Below are 16,363 nucleotides of genomic sequence, written 5' to 3'. Positions count from 1 at the left end.
CTAAAATAAAGCAGGCCCCAATAAAGGAGCCTGATTGTTATTGCTTAATGGGAAAATTATGCGGATTGATAACGCTTTATTTTCTCTCGATAGCTATCCAGTTTTTGTGGGGTGATCATGTGGCGCTGATCATCCATCACCAGGCCACCCAAGTCATCGGCGATCTGCTGCGCGGTTTGTAGCATTAGCTTAAAGTTTTGATCCGCTTTGCCATAACACGGCAATGTCATAAAGAATGAAATGCCAGGAGTTTCAAACTCTACATTCTGGTGAAACACGCCTGGTTTGACGATATTTGCCACACTAAAGATCACTTTTGAGCTAGCCGTTTCGTCGACATGACGGTGGTAGATGTTCATATCACCAAACGTGAGCCCATACTGCTCCATCGAATTGATCAAGCGAGTGCCTTTAAAAATCTCGCCTTGGTTCGCATGAACATGCAGCACCAATACTTCCGGCTCTTGCTCTGGCTCGGCCTCTGAAACAACAGGCTCGCTCTCAGCCAACGCAGGCTCAACCTGTGGCGCCTCTTCAATTTCAGGCTCAACCTCTATAGGCTGCGATTTCTCTTCTTCTATATAAGGAGAAGAATCAACGGTAACGGGCTCAGCGCTCCGTTCTACAACCGCTTCTGCATTGTCTGTTGGTGGTTTTGACGATGGCGCTTCAACAGCAGCTTCTGTCGCACTAAAAGAGAGGACAGGCTCGGAAGCGGGCTGCACGTCTTGTTGAGCTGGTGGTGTCTCTTGTGGTTGCTCTAGCAGAGGATCATGAGAAAGGGACTCACCAAAACTGAATTCTGGTTCCTGACGTTTCTCTTGATTACGAGTGACGACTCGTACCTCACCGATACCGTCTTGATCAAAGCCTTGGTCATCCACATCAGACATCTTCTTCAGTGGTTTTTCGCCAAACTTTGCGGGCTGTTCTTTCCGGCTTGTCCATAAACCATGAATCAATAGTGCGGCAATCGCTAACACACCTACGACTATCAGAACTAAGCGCAATTCCTGCATCACATTATCTCTGCTGTTGTTGTCCTTAAACGCATTCATCATGAAGATGACAATGAGGCGCTTTCAAACTGTTACCCTACTCAACTAACGTGTCGGTCAGGTCTAAATCTAACTATGGCTGTTAATGTACCAAATCTCTCTACAGAAATAGAACCTCTATCTCACTATTCGAACCCGAATGTGTTCGTCCGTTCAAAAAATATTCATTGTTTAACAAGGATTTTGGACAGAGTGATTATGGGTTGAGAGACAATTCGCTAACCGTTACCATGTTAAAAATTGTTACAAAGCTGATACTACTAAGAAGAGCATGTCTGGATTTCAATACTTTTTAAAAGGTTTTTCCCTTGCAACCTTGCCAGGGATACGCCGCTTCGTCATATTACCGCTCGTCGTCAACCTCTTCCTTTTCGGCGTTGCCTTCTACTTCCTATTCTCAACCCTCAGTGAGAAGCTCAACAGCCTAATACTCAGTTGGCTACCCGAGATGCTCCATTTTCTCTCCTTTATAATAGAGCCTCTTGCTTTTATTGCCATTCTGGTTGTCTTCGCCTACTTCTTCAGCACAATCGCCAACCTCATTGCCGCACCTTTCAATGGATTATTGGCCGAACAACTTGAAGCGAAGTTAACCGGAAAACCTTTACCGAACGAAAGTCTCAAAGACCTTTTAAAAGACTTACCCCGCATCATTAAACGCGAATGGCAAAAACTGGCCTATTACATTCCTAAGGCTATAGGGCTACTACTGTTACTGCTCATTCCAGCCATTGGTCAAACAGCTGGGCCTGTGCTGTGGTTTTTGTTTAGCGGATGGATGATGGCGATTCAATATCTTGATTACCCTTTTGACAATCACAAAGTCCCTTTTAGAGAGATGCGTGATCAACTTGCCTCCCCTTACTCAACGAGTATCAGTTTCGGCACCTGTGTATTGCTATGCACCATGATCCCCGTGCTCAATCTGGTCGTAATGCCCGTCGCGGTCTGCGGCGCAACCGCACTCTGGGTAGACAAATATAAAGCAGAATCAGTATGACACAGGCGAATTTATTGTCTTAATACAACAATAACATATAACCATTTGTTCCTTCGCAAAACACGGATTCCGAGTATGCTAAAACCTACTTATCCCGTGTAACGAAGGAACGAATTCAATGAGCAAGATCTACGAAGATAATTCTCACACTATTGGTAACACTCCTCTTGTAAAACTTAACCGTGTAAGCAAAGGCAAAGTCCTGGCTAAAGTTGAAGCCCGTAACCCAAGCTTCAGCGTTAAGTGTCGTATCGGCGCAAACATGATTTGGGACGCAGAGAAAAGTGGTAAGTTGAAGCCAGGCGTCGAGCTCGTAGAACCTACCAGTGGTAACACAGGTATCGCGCTCGCTTTCGTTGCTGCGGCACGTGGCTACAAACTCACACTGACGATGCCTGAAAGCATGAGCCTTGAGCGCCGTAAATTGCTTAAAGCGCTAGGTGCAAACCTTGTGCTGACAGAAGCGCCTAAAGGTATGAAAGGTGCGATTGCAAAAGCTGAAGAGATTGTTGCTCAAGACCCGTCAAAATTCTACATGCTGCAACAGTTTAATAACCCAGCAAACCCAGAAATCCACGAGAAAACCACTGGTCCAGAGATCTGGGATGCGACCGATGGTGAAGTTGATATCTTCGTTGCGGGTGTCGGGACAGGTGGCACAATCACGGGTGTAAGCCGCTATATTAAGCAACAAAAAGGCAAACAAATCACGTCTGTGGCGGTAGAGCCAAGTGAGTCACCTGTTATCACTCAAGCGCGTGCTGGCGATGAGATTCAACCCGCTCCACACAAAATCCAAGGTATTGGTGCAGGTTTCATCCCTGGCAACCTCGACCTAGATCTTGTCGATGAAGTGGCGCAAGTTTCGTCTGAAGATGCGATTGAAATGGCACGTCGTCTAATGGAAGAAGAAGGTATTCTAGCGGGTATTTCTTCTGGTGCCGCGGTCGTTGCAGCAAATCGCCTAGCAGAACTACCTGAAAACGCTGGAAAAACCATCGTTGTCATCCTACCAAGTTCTGGTGAACGTTACCTATCAAGCGCACTCTTCGCTGGTATTTTCACAGAGCAAGAACTGCAGCAATAATCATTACAACCGCATCAGCAACTGGTTGCGAGCGGATATTCAAAAGTGTGACGAAAGCCCCTTTTTTGGGGCTTTTTTATTGCTTTTTTATGACCGTGAGCTTATAACGAGGGGGATTTATTTTCAGGCTCGAAATAAACTTGTTGTCTCCGACAAGATCAGTTTTGTGACGACTTGCTCACAAAATAAAGGTCTGAAATAAGTACAAATCGGGTAAGATTCTAACACAGAAATTCGCTGCGACGCCAAAATGCGTTATGCTACATCAAGCGAATCATAATAAAGATTTTATTAACAATCGGGGTGAAAAAATGTATCAGAAACAAGTTGAAATCACTGCAGAAAACGGCCTACACACTCGTCCTGCTGCACAGTTCGTAAAAGAAGCAAAAGGCTTCGACGCAGACATCACTGTTACCTCTAACGGTAAAAGCGCTTCTGCAAAGAGCCTATTCAAGCTTCAAACTCTAGGTCTAGTTAAAGGCACTGTTGTTACTATTTCTGCTGAAGGTGCTCAAGCTCAAGCAGCTGTTGACCACCTAGTCGCATTGATGGATGAGCTGCACTAAGCAGCTCTTTTACATCACTTACACTTGTTTTTTTTAATTAAGGTACAGTTATGATTTCAGGAATTCCGGCCTCTCCGGGCATTGCTTTCGGAAAAGCCTTGCTGCTGAAAGAAGAAGAGATTGTTTTAAACCAGTCTCCTATCAGCGACGTAGAGAGTGAAATTCAACGTTTCTATGATGCGCGTAGCAAATCTTCTGAGCAGCTAGAAGCGATCAAAGAAAAGGCGCGTGAAACTTTCGGTGAAGAAAAAGAAGCTATCTTCGAAGGCCACATCATGTTGCTTGAAGATGAAGAGCTGGAAGAAGAAATCATTGCATTCATCAAAGAGAACAACGCAAGTGCAGACCTCGCGATCCACTCTGTGATCGAAGAGCAAGCAACAACGCTTGAGTCTCTAGATGATGAGTACCTTAAAGAGCGTGCGACCGATATTCGCGATATCGGTTCACGCTTTGTTAAAAACGCACTCGGCATTAACATCGTCTCGCTAAGCGCGATTAACGAAGAAGTTATCCTTGTTGCTAACGACCTAACACCTTCAGAAACAGCGCAGATTAACCTGCAGTATGTTCTAGGTTTTATTACCGATATCGGTGGTCGTACATCTCATACCTCAATCATGGCACGTTCACTAGAACTTCCTGCCATCGTTGGTACTAACGACATCACTCAGCAAGTTCAGAATGGCGATATGCTTGTTCTTGACGCACTTAACAACCAAATTGTTGTTAACCCAAGCGATGCTGAGCTAGACAAATTCAAAGCGATTCGCGACCAACACAACGCGGAAAAAGAAGAGCTTGCAAAACTGAAAGATTTGCCAGCTATCACACTTGACGGTCACCAAGTCGAAGTATGCGGTAACATCGGTACTGTAAAAGACTGTGACGGCATCAACCGCAATGGTGGCGAAGGCGTCGGCCTTTACCGTACTGAATTCCTGTTCATGGATCGCGACGCGCTTCCAACAGAAGAAGAGCAGTACCAGGCATATAAAGAAGTCGCAGAAGCGATGCATGGCGAGCCAGTGATCATCCGTACTATGGATATCGGTGGTGATAAAGATCTACCTTACATGGATCTGCCACAAGAAATGAACCCATTCTTGGGTTGGCGTGCAGTGCGTATCAGCCTTGACCGCCGTGAAATCCTGCGTGACCAGCTTCGTGGTATTCTACGAGCATCTGCGCACGGTAAACTTCGCATCATGTTCCCAATGATCATCTCTGTTGAAGAGATTCGTGAACTGAAAAAAGCGATTGAAGAATATAAAGCAGAGCTTCGAGCTGAAGGTCTTGCATTTGATGAAAACGTTGAAATCGGTGTAATGGTAGAAACCCCTGCTGCTGCAGCGATTGCTCACCATCTGGCGAAAGAAGTTGCTTTCTTCAGTATTGGTACGAACGACTTAACTCAGTATACTCTAGCGGTAGACCGCGGTAACGAGCTGATTTCACACCTATACAACCCGCTGTCTCCAGCTGTACTGACAGTGATCAAACAGGTCATCGACGCTTCTCATAAAGAAGGTAAGTGGACTGGTATGTGTGGTGAGCTAGCTGGCGACGAGCGTGCAACCCTGCTTCTTCTAGGTATGGGTCTGGATGAGTTCAGTATGTCTGGCATTTCAATTCCACGTGTTAAGAAGATTATCCGTAACGCAAACTTCGCTGAAGTGAAGCAAATGGCGGATGAAGCATTGGCAATGCCAACTGCAGCTGAAATCGAAGCACACGTAGAAAAATTTATCGCAGAGAAAACTATCTGCTAATATACCAGCAGATAAAATAATCGCTTAGGAGCAACATAATGGGTCTGTTTGACAAACTAAAAAAGCTAGTTTCGGACGATAGCGCAAACACAGGTGCAATTGAAATCATCGCGCCACTTTCAGGTGAAATCGTAAACATCGAAGATGTGCCTGATGTCGTATTCGCAGAGAAAATCGTTGGTGACGGTATCGCAATCAAACCAGCTGGTGACAAAATGGTTGCACCAGTAAGCGGTACTATCGGTAAAATCTTCGAAACGAACCACGCATTCTCTATCGAGTCTGATGACGGCATCGAGCTTTTCGTTCACTTCGGTATTGATACTGTTGAACTAAAAGGTGAAGGTTTCGAGCGCATTGCTGAAGAAGGTCAAACAGTTAAAGCTGGCGACACAGTGATCAAATTCGACCTAGCGCTACTAGAAGAGAAAGCGAAATCAACGCTGACACCTGTTGTTATCTCTAACATGGACGAAATCAAAGAGCTAACTAAGCTTTCTGGTGCTGTTAATGTTGGTGAAACTGCAGTACTTAAAGTAACTAAGTAAGATTCAATGGTTACTGACAAAACGCCGCTTTCTGCGGCGTTTTTTGTTTCTGTCGACCTTTCTCCGTCGTCTTTCTATCGCACGACACTTACCCCACTACGAAAGGGAGCACTTTCTAAACACTCTCCAATACCGGACGTCTCAATCCACCATGTCTCTATCCACAACGCCTCAAAGCCAATCGGCACCGAATGGCTATAACCAGTCTCTGAGTGCTTTTTACCCAAAACTATCAGAACCTTAGTGGTTAACCTTTCTGCTACATCAAACTTGATACACCGTTTAACTCGCTGGCATGAATCTAACTGTCTAAGCTTTGCGTAGACACTAAGAGGAGGACTGCTATGCGTACCTTTATTATCCTGACCTTTTTGGTGCTACTACCGGGTATCACCGCGGCGTACCCCCATCACTCACTCCACTGGAATGCGCGTACTCTGGTATTCTTTTTACCGGAAGATGTCGCCCAGCAAAGGCAGCTGATGAAAGAGGTGCTGTTTAACCAGTGCCAACTCACGGCCAGAGATGTTGACATCTATCTTGCTGACAATAACAACACTTCGCCAAAAGAGCTGCTCGTCAACAAACAGCGACAAACCACACTACCTGACAACTTTCACGCCCTAAAACTGTCCTCACCTGACTATCAAGCCGTACTGATCGGCAAAGATGGAGAAGTAAAACATCGATGGCAACATGCCATTGACTGGCAAGAGCTCAATACCATCATTGACGCTATGCCCATGCGGAAAAGAGAAATCCAAAATGGCCAACGTCGGCATTGCAACATCTAAAGTGGGACGACCCATTAACGTAAAAAACCCTGGCGGCCAAACCAGGGTTTCGTTATTGCTTTATCGGAACAGCTCGATTAAATCGCTTATTTCACGTCAATCACTCGACTGTGACGTTCACCCGATGCTGAGATTGAACGTACAGATACGTTACCTTCAACCTTTGGTCTCTCAGCACTGTTGTAGTCCAGCCATTGCTTACCGTCTAGAGAATACTGTAGCGCTACCCCTGGGAACTGCACATTCATCTCTAGTTGGCCATTCTCAATACGCGCACCCGGTACAGGTAGGCGATAATCAATGCCCGATTTCTCCAATTTAGCGAGTTCGCGCTGACCCATGACATTTGCGAAGCGTGTCCAATCATCATGAAGCGCAGCTTTGTTTACTAACTCTGACTCTTGTGAGTATTCCACACCGACTTGATAGTCATTTTCCCACTCAGCACGGTGCCAGGCGCGTTCCGCAGCGGCAAGTACGCGAGGGAATACCATGTACTCATACTGCTCGTCAGTACGGACAGTCTCAGACCAGAGCTGCGCTGAAAGACCATAGAATGGAGCACTTTCCACTTCGCCTTTACCAGTGAAGCCATTCCCATCGCGATCTAGCGAAGTTTCTGCATTCTGAGGCAAGTTCTCTGGTGCAAATCCAAACATCTTACGCGTATCTGTTGCACGCGTCGCCCAGTAATAACCACGCTCTTTCGGGTCGATTTCATAAGGCATATCCATGTAGACATAGTCTGGATTAGATACAATCACATCATAGCCATTTGCAGACCACTCATATGCAGAACTCGTCCCGCCCCAGTAAAGCACATCCCAGAAGTTGACACGTGTGTCAGCCGTCGCGAAGGCATCAGCACCTTCACTGTACTTCAGGCCATCTTGCCAAGCTTGAAATGCGGGAATACCTTTTTCAGCCACAATACCCGACACCTGCTCAGCAAAGTAACTAGGTAAGTAACCCGCATCTTTTACCGTGCCTTCAGCGATCAAAGTCTGGCATTGTGGTGAACGCGCAAACGGCTTATCTTGTTTGCTAAGATCAATATTGCCTTTCCAAGCCACTGGATCTTCCGCATTGATATCTTGAAGCCCAGCACCAAGCTTAATGTTCTTCGCTTCATCGCCACCAAAGTGCCACGTATTCAAAGGCACACCCGCTTCTTGGTGCATCGCAGCCACTTCGCTGATCACCTTATCGACAAAACGAACGGATGAATCTAGACAAGGGTTAATGAAGCTATGACGGTCATAGAACTGTACTGTCGTCACATTAGAAGTATCTTGCGGATCCAACAAACGATAAGCTTCCGCAGCGGCTTGATCACCTTCGGCCATGTATTTGTCATAACGCGCTTCCATCGACATCACAGCAGCACGCGCATGCGCTGGCATATCGATCTCAGGAATCACTTCAATATGACGAGCCCGTGCGTAGTTTAGAATTTCAATATAGTCTTCTCGGCTGAAGTAGCCGCTACCAAAGTTATCCGTTGTCGCCCCCGAGCCAAGTTGAGGTAGTAGGCAATGCTGCTCTTCTAAGTCAAAGCAACGTTTCGCACCTACCTCGGTCAACTCTGGCAGACCCGGAATTTCTAAACGCCAACCTTCATCATCGGTTAGGTGAAGATGCAGCTTATTGAGCTTGTAGGCCGCCATTTGATCAAGAGTAGCGAGAATAGCGTCTTTCGAATGGAAGTTACGGGCAACGTCAACCATCACACCACGGTAGTCAAAGCGTGGCGCATCTTTGATAGAAACCGTCGGAACAACAGTCGGATTGGTGCTATCAATCAACCCAAACAGAGATTGCACCGCGTAAAATGCGCCGACACTATCAAAAGCAATCACCTCCACTGCCTCTGACGTAACATCTAACCGATAAGCGCCAGAACGTGCGGTGTCATCAGAAAAAGCACCAGGTTTAAGTGTCACATTAACAGGAACGGTACCATCGATATCGACACCAATAACGTCCGCACGCGCTTCAATGGCAGCTAGGTGATCTGTTGAAAACACCCCTTCTTTGATCGCCAAGCCCTGAGTAATCGAAAGCTCTCCCCCTGTTGCTTCGCTATGAAGTGGGGTCGGGATAACCGCAGTACGGACATCCTGTTGTACAACATCAGCATTTTTCTCAAAACGCGTGGCAGCAGTAGCAAAGATATTGTTATCGTCTGGCGTGCGTTTTAAGTTATCACCCTCTAATCCACTCACGAAGCTCGCCACATCTTCAGTATCTAACGCGACAATTTGCTTCGGCTCTGAGTTAGGTGCTGTTACAAAGGCCCCCGGCATAAAGTCCGTTTCAAACAGTTGCCAGAACTCGCCGATCAGTGGCAGCTCAATCTTTTCACCGGCTTCGAAGCCAGTAAATTTCTCGGTCGGCGTCAATTTATGTAGATCGCCTGTTACACGGCTAACGGTAAAGAGATCACTGTCGATATCTAGAATTAAACGGATGCTATGGAAGTAGATCACCCAGTCGTGACCTTCGACCGCTTGTCCTTGATTCTCCAATGTCATTATCACTTGATTACAAGACGCCCACTCGGCACCGAGGGCCTGACAAGCTAAGCCATCATTTGCGCCATGGTTGGTCACTACTTGATAATGAATATCCAAATTCTCTGCTATGGCATTAACACGCTGTTGTTCGGTTAACTCTGGTGTTGATGTACATGCAGACAGAGTCGCTATAATCGAAGTGGCTAATAGGGTTTGTTTTAACATCTTCCGTATCCTAATCATTCCGGTAACGAGAGTCGTGACGCTGACTCATTCCAACTGGCGATAGATTAAGCCCAGTTATTTCCTTGCGCGAAATTAATCAATACAGAAAGTGATCTGGTTCAAATCAGACATTAAAGGGAGGAAATTAATCCATTAAAAACAGAAAGTTAAGTAAAACGTCAAAACTGAGAATATAAAAATGACGTAAAAACTCGATCTGAGTCACGTTAGATGTGGGATTTGAAGTGATTTTAAGTGATCTAAATCACTTAGTATTTATCCGTTATTCTAGGATTAAATATTTTCGCGTTTTAAATAATGGCTTGAGATCACACTTTTCAACGTTAAAACTCGTTAAATTGCGTCGTCAAAAGTACTTTGACGTGTTTATTTTTAATGAAAATTAAATCAAAACAACCGTGTAAACCCCATAAATAAAGGCCTCGAAGAGTAACCCTTCAAGGCCCTATGGTGCTTACAGTCAGGAAATATTCTCTTTAGGAATTATTCAGCGAGAATGGCAGCCAACATTTCATTCGAAGGCGCAAAATAGTAACCGCCAGTTACCGCTGTAGTGAAATCTAACAAGCGATCTGTCACGCCATCCACTTCACCGTACATACTTTCTAGCATCTGCTTGAAATTATGCTGCGTATTACAGTACGCAATAAACAGCAAACCGTGAGGACCACTAACGGAGCCGTATGGCAGACTGTGGCGGACCAGTTTGAGTCCTTTTCCTTTTTCTTTGATATCGACACGGCCCACATGAGAATTGTTTGGCACGTCATCTAACTCAATCGAGTCAGCTTTAGTTCGTCCTACTGCCGCTTCTTGTTGAGCAATCCCCATTTTGTTCCAAGCTGGCAAATTGTGCTCAAAGCGTTGCAACATAACGAAACTGCCACCGGCTAAATCGCCCGATGCAATAGCAGCAACCTCTTGGCGTTGAGCGTCTTCCTTTGGATTCTCGGTCCCATCAACAAAGTCGGTCATATCGCGACTGTCTAAGTAACGATAGCCATAGGTTTCGTCGGTTATCGTAACGACATCAGCGATAGGTGCCAAAAACTTGCGCAGAGCAAGAAAATGTAAATCATGTCGTGTCGAGTGAATATGTATTAATACATCCGCTTCTGTCGCTGGCGCAGTCACCTTACCCGCACCCAGCGGCTTAAAGGTATCGAACGACGTCCCTTGATATAGCTGCTGCCAACATTGCTGACCAAAACTCAATGTTGCACATAGATCCGCTTGATACTGGTCATTAATATCAGCGATAAGACGGTGAAAGTGACCAAGCTGCGCTTTTACTGCGTCAGTGAGGTTCTCAACATTCAGGGTTACATACAGTGCAAAAGGCCCTGCATTCGGCAAAATACCTGGCTGCATCGTTGCCATAGTTTTGTTCCTTTTATTATTAAGACAAAGCTCACCACTTAGTGTACACAAACCGCTTTAAAAGATATTGATTTCGTATGGTGTTGTGGTTTGAGTAAGAAAGAAAAAACCTTCCAGACGGAAGGTTTCTAAGTGCTAAGTTGCGCGAGACTTAATGGGAAGAGACAGAGATTGCTAAGTTCAATGTTTGCTGGTTATCATCATCCGCTATGGCGATCTCAGCAGGCGTATCAATGCCCGTCGACACTATCGGCTTGGCAAAAGTCACCCAGTCGCCATTGTCCGCAAGTTGCTCGACGGTGAAAGCGACGGTTACCGTCTCTGCGTTGACATCGAGCAGTTCAGCACTGCCTCTCAGCGGTAGCTCGCTACTAGAAGACTCTAAGAAGATCGCTTCTTCACCCGGCGACAAATGAATGGAAGACTGACTCGTTTGCTCACCGACGGGCGCACTGAACTGCAAATCCACATTGAGCTGCCAATCCGCCATCGCCAATGGACTGAGCAGGGCACTGAATAGTATTAAACCTTTACTTAACTCTTGCATATCTCTAACTCATTAATTGTCGTTGACGCCTCTCCCCTCTTCCTTTCTAGAAGCATCTGATGGAATCATTGTAAACGTCATGTCGACACGCCAGCTTCTCACTAAATACAGGGCAAACCAGAGTGTCAGTACTGCCGTGACTAGCATCGGCAATGTTGCGGTTAACGGCGCATTGGCGATGGCGTAGCCTTGAATAACAAAATCGCTCACTAGTACCACTAGTGTTATCCCTCTGCCTTTTTGCCAGACTCTGAGCAACCAAGGAGGCAGCTTGTGTCGCAAGCCCGACAGCCACATAAACACCACCACCGGGGCAGCGAGTGCCATCTGCTGGTATAGCTCCATCTGCTTGGGGTAAAACAGTTCAAGCAGTGCAGCACCCTGCTCTCTGCTCACCCCTGCAATGACAACCAACCACCAGCTACGCGAAAGCAATACCCAGCCGAGCCAAAGCCATATCGGAGGCACAAACCAACCGTGATTATCCAAATGAGCCATCCAATGCTTCACTTCTTACCTCTACATTGCGATTTCTTAATAAAGCACTAACTATGAGTGACTGAGAAGAAAAAGAGAAGTCATTACGACAGCACCTTTGCAAAAACGCTACTAACACCTTGATAGTGAAGATGTTAAGCCGTGCAGTTTACGCAGGTATAGCATCCATCGTATGTAACAGCGCGTAGAGATTCGAGCAAATCATGGGAAAACTGTGCAGTTGTACATTTTTGATACATAAATTCGTGCACTAAGTCACACCAGCTGTAACGGGTTGAATAGGCGGGAAAAGTCATCGATTCTTGATACAATAGCGCTAAGACTAGTCAATAGGACACACTATGGCGAACCCAAAGACCTCCCCCAAAACACAACAAGAAGCCATGGCTATCGCGAAGGCGACGCAAAAGCCGGGACAAACGAAAGAGCAGACGAAACTGATTGCCGCAGGTATTCAAAAAGGCATAGAGCAGTACAAAAAACAACACAAAGCCAAAGCACGTGAGCGAGACAAGGCTCAAAAGAAAAGGCAGAAAGCAAAAGCAACACAGGTAGAGACTGCCCCTTCAGTCGCGCCAGACACCACTGCAGAGGTAACACATATTGAAACGCATGCCCCTTCTAAACTTCCTTGGATCTTATTGGCACTATCATGGGTGGGATTTATTGCATACTTTTTGAGTCAGTAAATAGACGCAACTGGCAAGAAGGCGCCTTGCCAGTTGCTATCCTGCTATTGACCCGATGAAGTCAGGTCAGGGAACTCGCGAACGACTTCATGGCCTTTCGGCAATTTATGTGCAATCCCTTTGTGACAGTCGATACATGTCTGGCCATTTTCTTCTGCTAAGTCATGAAGTTGCGCGGCGACTGTGCGTTGCGCCGTGAAGTCCATATACTCAAAGTTATGACAGTTTCGACACTCCTGTGAATCGTTCGCCTCCATCCGCGCCCATTCACGTTCAGCCATTTTTAACCGATGATCCTCAAACTTTTGCGGGGTATCAATCAGGCCAAACACCTTACCGTACAACTCTTTCGATGCTTGAATTTTACGAATCATCTTTGGCGTCCACTCTTTAGGGACGTGACAATCTGGACAGGTTGCACGTACACCGGAGCGATTGGTGTAATGAATCGTGGTGACATACTCTTCGTAGACATTCACTTCCATTTCATGGCAACTAATACAGAACGCTTCTGTGTTGCTCATCTCCATCCCGGTATTAAAGCCCCCCCAAAAAATGATACCCGCCACGAAGCCTAAACTGAGTAAGGTGCCAACAGCGACATTGACGGGTTTCCTAAACCAGCGCCAAAAGCGTTTAATCAATCCCATGTTGCCTCCTATTCACCGAATTTACCTGCGGGGACAAAATCGTTGCCAATAAGAGGCTGAGTATCACTCTGCGTTACATGGCACTGTAAGCAGAAGTAACGACGCGGTGCGACCTCGGTCAACATAACATCATTGCGATCCATGTAATGGGTCGGACTGATCCTTGGCGCACCAGTCTGACGATAAGTATCGACATCATGACACTGCAAACACGCATTATTCGCTTGATTGATTTGATAGTTTTCTACCGCATGCGGCACCAGCGGCGGCTGATTAACATAGTCCAACGCGTACTTATCATGCTGCTTCGGTACCACCTTAATACTTGGTGCCGTATTCGTATCACCAATATCTTGATTACCGCGCAACGATTGCACTTGTGCCATCACTACCGCAGAAACGCTGCCCAGCATCAGCAGCACTAGGATCATTCGTTTCATCATCATTCGTGACTCCCTAAGAGCGTTTAAATCAAAACAGTTTTGCCTATCCTCACCAACCGTTATCGATAGGCAGAATGAGTTAGGCTTTCATCACTTTTACCGCACACTTCTTAAAGTCGGTCTCTTTAGAAAGTGGGTCAGTGGCATCGAGTGTCACTTTATTTACCAACTGGCCAGCATCGAAGAAAGGCATATATACCAACCCCTGCGGTACTTTGTTGCGGCCGCGTGTTTCGAGATGCGTTTCTACTTCACCACGACGGGAAACCAGTTTGACCTTATCGCCACGACGCAAGCCGCGAGCTTTCGCATCTAGCGGGTGCATATACAGCACAGCATCAGGGAAGGAGCGATAGAGTTCGGGCACGCGACGGGTCATGGTGCCGGTGTGCCAATGTTCGAGCACACGCCCTGTCGAGAGCCACAAGTCATACTCAGCATCTGGTGATTCCGCAGCGGGTTCAAAGGGTAATGCAAAGATCACGGCTTTCTTATCAGGCTTACCATAGAACGCGAATCCATCCCCTTTTTCCACGTAGGGATCATGCCCTTCGGCATAACGCCACAATGTTTCTTTGCCATCGACAACAGGCCAACGCATACCGCGCGATTCGTGGTACATATCAAAAGGAGCAAGATCATGGGCGTGATCGCGTCCAAAGTAGGCATACTCTTCAAACAAGCCTTTTTGAACGTAGAAGCCAAAGTGGCGAGCGTCGTCATTGAGGCGATCATCTGGGATCTCATCAAGCTTAAATTGATCGGCTTTTCCATTAGCATACAGCACGTCATAAAGCGTTTTACCGCGAAGCTCTGGCTTCTTAGCAAGCAGATCTTCAGGCCAAACCTCTTCAACCGTGAAACGCTTAGAGAACTCCATCAACTGCCAAAGATCAGATTTTGACTCGCCAGGTGCTTTCACCTGTTGGTGCCAAAACTGTGTTCGGCGCTCGGCGTTACCGTAGGCTCCCTCTTTCTCAACCCACATAGCCGTCGGCAAGATCAAGTCCGACGCCATGGCCGTGACGGTTGGATAGGGGTCAGAAGTGACAATAAAGTTTTCTGGATCGCGATAACCAGGCAAACGCTCTTCATTGATATTTGGCCCCGCCTGCATATTGTTGTTACACATCACCCAATACGCATTCAACTTACGATCTTTCAGCATTCGATCCTGCAAAATTGCGTGATAACCCGGTTTATCAGGAATGGTACCGGCCGGAATGTTCCACTGTGTCTCACACATTTCGCGATGCTTTGGATTCATCACTACCATGTCTGCAGGCAGGCGGTGTGCAAAAGTCCCCACTTCACGGGCGGTACCACAGGCAGAAGGTTGACCCGTCAATGAAAATGGGCCATTCCCGGGCTGAGAAATTTTACCTGTTAGCAGGTGAATGTTATAAACCAAGTTATTACACCACACACCACGCGTGTGCTGGTTGAATCCCATGGTCCAGTAAGAGACAACTTTCACTTTTGGTTCAGCGTACATCTCGGCGAGCGCGATCAGTTGATCTTCTGGCACCCCCGACATTTTTGAGACCGTTTTCACATCGTAATCGGCGACAAACTTTGCAAACGCTTCAAAGCTAATTGGCGTTGCACTGCCGTCATTCGGATTCGCTGCTGCTTTCTCCAGAGGGTGATCTGGGCGCAAGCCATACCCGATATCTGTCGCGCCTTTCACCAGGTTGCAGTGTTTTTCAACAAAGTCTTTGTTCACTTTGTCGTTGCTGATGATGTAGTGGGCAATAAAGTTAAGAATGGCGAGATCAGATTGCGGGGTAAAAATGATCGCATTGTCAGCAAGTTCAAAACTGCGATGTTCAAACGTTGACAGTACCGCGACTTTAACGTGTTTCGCAGAAAGGCGACGATCGGTCAGGCGAGACCAAAGCACTGGGTGCATTTCTGCCATGTTTGCTCCCCATAGGACAAACGCGTCAGCTTGCTCCAGATCGTCATAACAGCCCATCGGCTCATCCATACCAAAGGTGCGGCCAAACCCCACAACTGCCGACGCCATACAGTGACGCGCATTTGGATCAATATTGTTAGAACGAAAGCCAGCTTTATAAAGCTTCGCAGCGGCGTAACCTTCCCATACCGTCCATTGTCCAGAGCCAAACATCCCCACCGCCGTTGGGCCTTTCTCTTTCAATGCCGCTTTAAACTTATCCGCCATCACATCAAAGGCTTCATCCCAACTGACCGGAGTAAATTCGCCATTTTTATCGTATACCCCATCCTTTTTGCGCAGCATAGGTTGGTTCAGACGATCTTCTCCGTACATGATCTTGGGTAAAAAGTAACCTTTAATACAGTTCAACCCCTTATTAACCGGGGCATGTGGGTCTCCTTGAGACGCAACGACTCGGCCATTTTGTGTTCCCACCAGCACACCACATCCAGTACCACAAAAACGGCAAGGTGCTTTATCCCACTTCACCGAATTGTCGCCTTCAGCAGCTTGCGCTATCGCAGTTGGAAGCGATACACCCGCTACCGATGCTGCCGCGACTGCGGCATTCGCTTTTAAGAAACTTCGACGCGATACTGTCAT

The 16,363-nt window shown here is 46.7% G+C and carries 15 protein-coding genes and 1 pseudogene; 8 read left to right on the top strand and 8 right to left on the bottom strand.

Features of this window, described 5'->3' with window-relative positions; all coding sequences use genetic code 11:
* Positions 1-56: 56 nt before the first annotated feature.
* Positions 57-1,019 carry a cell division protein ZipA gene (gene zipA, locus TSUB_RS04075; protein ID WP_192867818.1) on the bottom strand — a complete coding sequence of 321 codons (963 nt, stop codon included), beginning with the start codon at positions 1,017-1,019 and terminating at the stop codon, positions 57-59.
* A gap of 301 nt (positions 1,020-1,320) precedes the next feature.
* On the opposite strand from zipA, the pseudogene cysZ reads away from it, so the two are divergent.
* From cysZ to TSUB_RS04040, 7 genes and pseudogenes are all read left to right on the top strand, one after another.
* Positions 1,321-2,058, top strand: a pseudogene (gene cysZ / locus TSUB_RS04070) (sulfate transporter CysZ); the annotation flags it as partial.
* Positions 2,059-2,176: 118 nt separating this feature from the next.
* A complete protein-coding gene (gene cysK / locus TSUB_RS04065) occupies positions 2,177-3,145 on the top strand; it encodes a cysteine synthase A (RefSeq protein WP_087017033.1) in 969 nt (322 codons plus the stop codon).
* 311 nt (positions 3,146-3,456) lie between these two features.
* A complete protein-coding gene (gene ptsH, locus TSUB_RS04060; RefSeq protein ID WP_087017050.1) occupies positions 3,457-3,714 on the top strand; it encodes a phosphocarrier protein Hpr in 258 nt (85 codons plus the stop codon).
* 50 nt (positions 3,715-3,764) lie between these two features.
* Positions 3,765-5,486: a phosphoenolpyruvate-protein phosphotransferase PtsI gene (ptsI, locus tag TSUB_RS04055; protein ID WP_087017031.1), complete on the top strand. Its 1,722-nt coding sequence runs from the start codon at positions 3,765-3,767 to the stop codon at positions 5,484-5,486.
* Between the two features lie 38 nt (positions 5,487-5,524).
* A complete protein-coding gene (gene crr / locus TSUB_RS04050) occupies positions 5,525-6,034 on the top strand; it encodes a PTS glucose transporter subunit IIA (protein ID WP_087017029.1) in 510 nt (169 codons plus the stop codon).
* Between the two features lie 6 nt (positions 6,035-6,040).
* Positions 6,041-6,235 carry a hypothetical protein gene (locus TSUB_RS04045; RefSeq protein WP_159064787.1) on the top strand — a complete coding sequence of 65 codons (195 nt, stop codon included), beginning with the start codon at positions 6,041-6,043 and terminating at the stop codon, positions 6,233-6,235.
* Positions 6,236-6,378: 143 nt separating this feature from the next.
* Positions 6,379-6,828 (top strand): DUF4174 domain-containing protein, encoded by a 450-nt coding sequence (locus tag TSUB_RS04040; RefSeq protein WP_087017027.1) that lies wholly within the window; start codon positions 6,379-6,381, stop codon positions 6,826-6,828.
* An 86-nt stretch (positions 6,829-6,914) separates the two neighbouring features.
* Here TSUB_RS04040 and TSUB_RS04035 read toward each other — a convergent pair whose 3' ends face one another.
* From TSUB_RS04035 to TSUB_RS04020, 4 genes are all read right to left on the bottom strand, one after another.
* Positions 6,915-9,569: a beta-N-acetylhexosaminidase gene (locus tag TSUB_RS04035; protein ID WP_087017025.1), complete on the bottom strand. Its 2,655-nt coding sequence runs from the start codon at positions 9,567-9,569 to the stop codon at positions 6,915-6,917.
* 504 nt (positions 9,570-10,073) lie between these two features.
* A complete protein-coding gene (locus tag TSUB_RS04030) occupies positions 10,074-10,970 on the bottom strand; it encodes a Dyp-type peroxidase (RefSeq protein WP_087017023.1) in 897 nt (298 codons plus the stop codon).
* A 151-nt stretch (positions 10,971-11,121) separates the two neighbouring features.
* Positions 11,122-11,517, bottom strand: a complete 396-nt coding sequence (locus TSUB_RS04025; RefSeq protein WP_087017021.1) for a hypothetical protein — start codon at positions 11,515-11,517, stop codon at positions 11,122-11,124.
* A 12-nt stretch (positions 11,518-11,529) separates the two neighbouring features.
* Positions 11,530-12,027: a DUF2919 domain-containing protein gene (locus TSUB_RS04020; RefSeq protein ID WP_159064786.1), complete on the bottom strand. Its 498-nt coding sequence runs from the start codon at positions 12,025-12,027 to the stop codon at positions 11,530-11,532.
* Positions 12,028-12,356: 329 nt separating this feature from the next.
* Here TSUB_RS04020 and TSUB_RS04015 point away from each other — a divergent pair, with 329 nt between their 5' ends.
* Positions 12,357-12,704 carry a DUF2956 domain-containing protein gene (locus TSUB_RS04015; RefSeq protein ID WP_087017017.1) on the top strand — a complete coding sequence of 116 codons (348 nt, stop codon included), beginning with the start codon at positions 12,357-12,359 and terminating at the stop codon, positions 12,702-12,704.
* 44 nt (positions 12,705-12,748) lie between these two features.
* Here the strand turns inward: TSUB_RS04015 and napC are convergent, their stop codons facing one another.
* The 3 genes from napC to napA form a co-directional block, all read right to left on the bottom strand.
* A complete protein-coding gene (gene napC / locus TSUB_RS04010) occupies positions 12,749-13,354 on the bottom strand; it encodes a cytochrome c-type protein NapC (protein WP_087017015.1) in 606 nt (201 codons plus the stop codon).
* An 8-nt stretch (positions 13,355-13,362) separates the two neighbouring features.
* A complete protein-coding gene (locus tag TSUB_RS04005; RefSeq protein ID WP_246616399.1) occupies positions 13,363-13,800 on the bottom strand; it encodes a nitrate reductase cytochrome c-type subunit in 438 nt (145 codons plus the stop codon).
* A gap of 76 nt (positions 13,801-13,876) precedes the next feature.
* A complete protein-coding gene (gene napA, locus TSUB_RS04000; protein ID WP_087017013.1) occupies positions 13,877-16,363 on the bottom strand; it encodes a nitrate reductase catalytic subunit NapA in 2,487 nt (828 codons plus the stop codon).

The sequence above is a fragment of the Thaumasiovibrio subtropicus genome (assembly GCF_019703835.1).
Taxonomy (GTDB): Bacteria; Pseudomonadota; Gammaproteobacteria; order Enterobacterales; family Vibrionaceae; genus Thaumasiovibrio; species Thaumasiovibrio subtropicus.
The sequence above is the reverse complement of the archived record's forward strand: the minus strand, read 5'-3'. Positions and strand labels throughout refer to the sequence as shown.

Coding starts and splice junctions, on each gene's coding strand:
- zipA (WP_192867818.1), bottom strand. CDS start 1,019: ATGCAGGAATTGCGCTTAGTTCTGATAGTCGTAGGTGTGTTAGCGATT.
- cysK (WP_087017033.1), top strand. CDS start 2,177: ATGAGCAAGATCTACGAAGATAATTCTCACACTATTGGTAACACTCCT.
- ptsH (WP_087017050.1), top strand. CDS start 3,457: ATGTATCAGAAACAAGTTGAAATCACTGCAGAAAACGGCCTACACACT.
- ptsI (WP_087017031.1), top strand. CDS start 3,765: ATGATTTCAGGAATTCCGGCCTCTCCGGGCATTGCTTTCGGAAAAGCC.
- crr (WP_087017029.1), top strand. CDS start 5,525: ATGGGTCTGTTTGACAAACTAAAAAAGCTAGTTTCGGACGATAGCGCA.
- TSUB_RS04045 (WP_159064787.1), top strand. CDS start 6,041: ATGGTTACTGACAAAACGCCGCTTTCTGCGGCGTTTTTTGTTTCTGTC.
- TSUB_RS04040 (WP_087017027.1), top strand. CDS start 6,379: ATGCGTACCTTTATTATCCTGACCTTTTTGGTGCTACTACCGGGTATC.
- TSUB_RS04035 (WP_087017025.1), bottom strand. CDS start 9,569: ATGTTAAAACAAACCCTATTAGCCACTTCGATTATAGCGACTCTGTCT.
- TSUB_RS04030 (WP_087017023.1), bottom strand. CDS start 10,970: ATGGCAACGATGCAGCCAGGTATTTTGCCGAATGCAGGGCCTTTTGCA.
- TSUB_RS04025 (WP_087017021.1), bottom strand. CDS start 11,517: ATGCAAGAGTTAAGTAAAGGTTTAATACTATTCAGTGCCCTGCTCAGT.
- TSUB_RS04015 (WP_087017017.1), top strand. CDS start 12,357: ATGGCGAACCCAAAGACCTCCCCCAAAACACAACAAGAAGCCATGGCT.
- napC (WP_087017015.1), bottom strand. CDS start 13,354: ATGGGATTGATTAAACGCTTTTGGCGCTGGTTTAGGAAACCCGTCAAT.
- TSUB_RS04005 (WP_246616399.1), bottom strand. CDS start 13,800: ATGATGATGAAACGAATGATCCTAGTGCTGCTGATGCTGGGCAGCGTT.
- napA (WP_087017013.1), bottom strand. CDS start 16,363: ATGACAGTATCGCGTCGAAGTTTCTTAAAAGCGAATGCCGCAGTCGCG.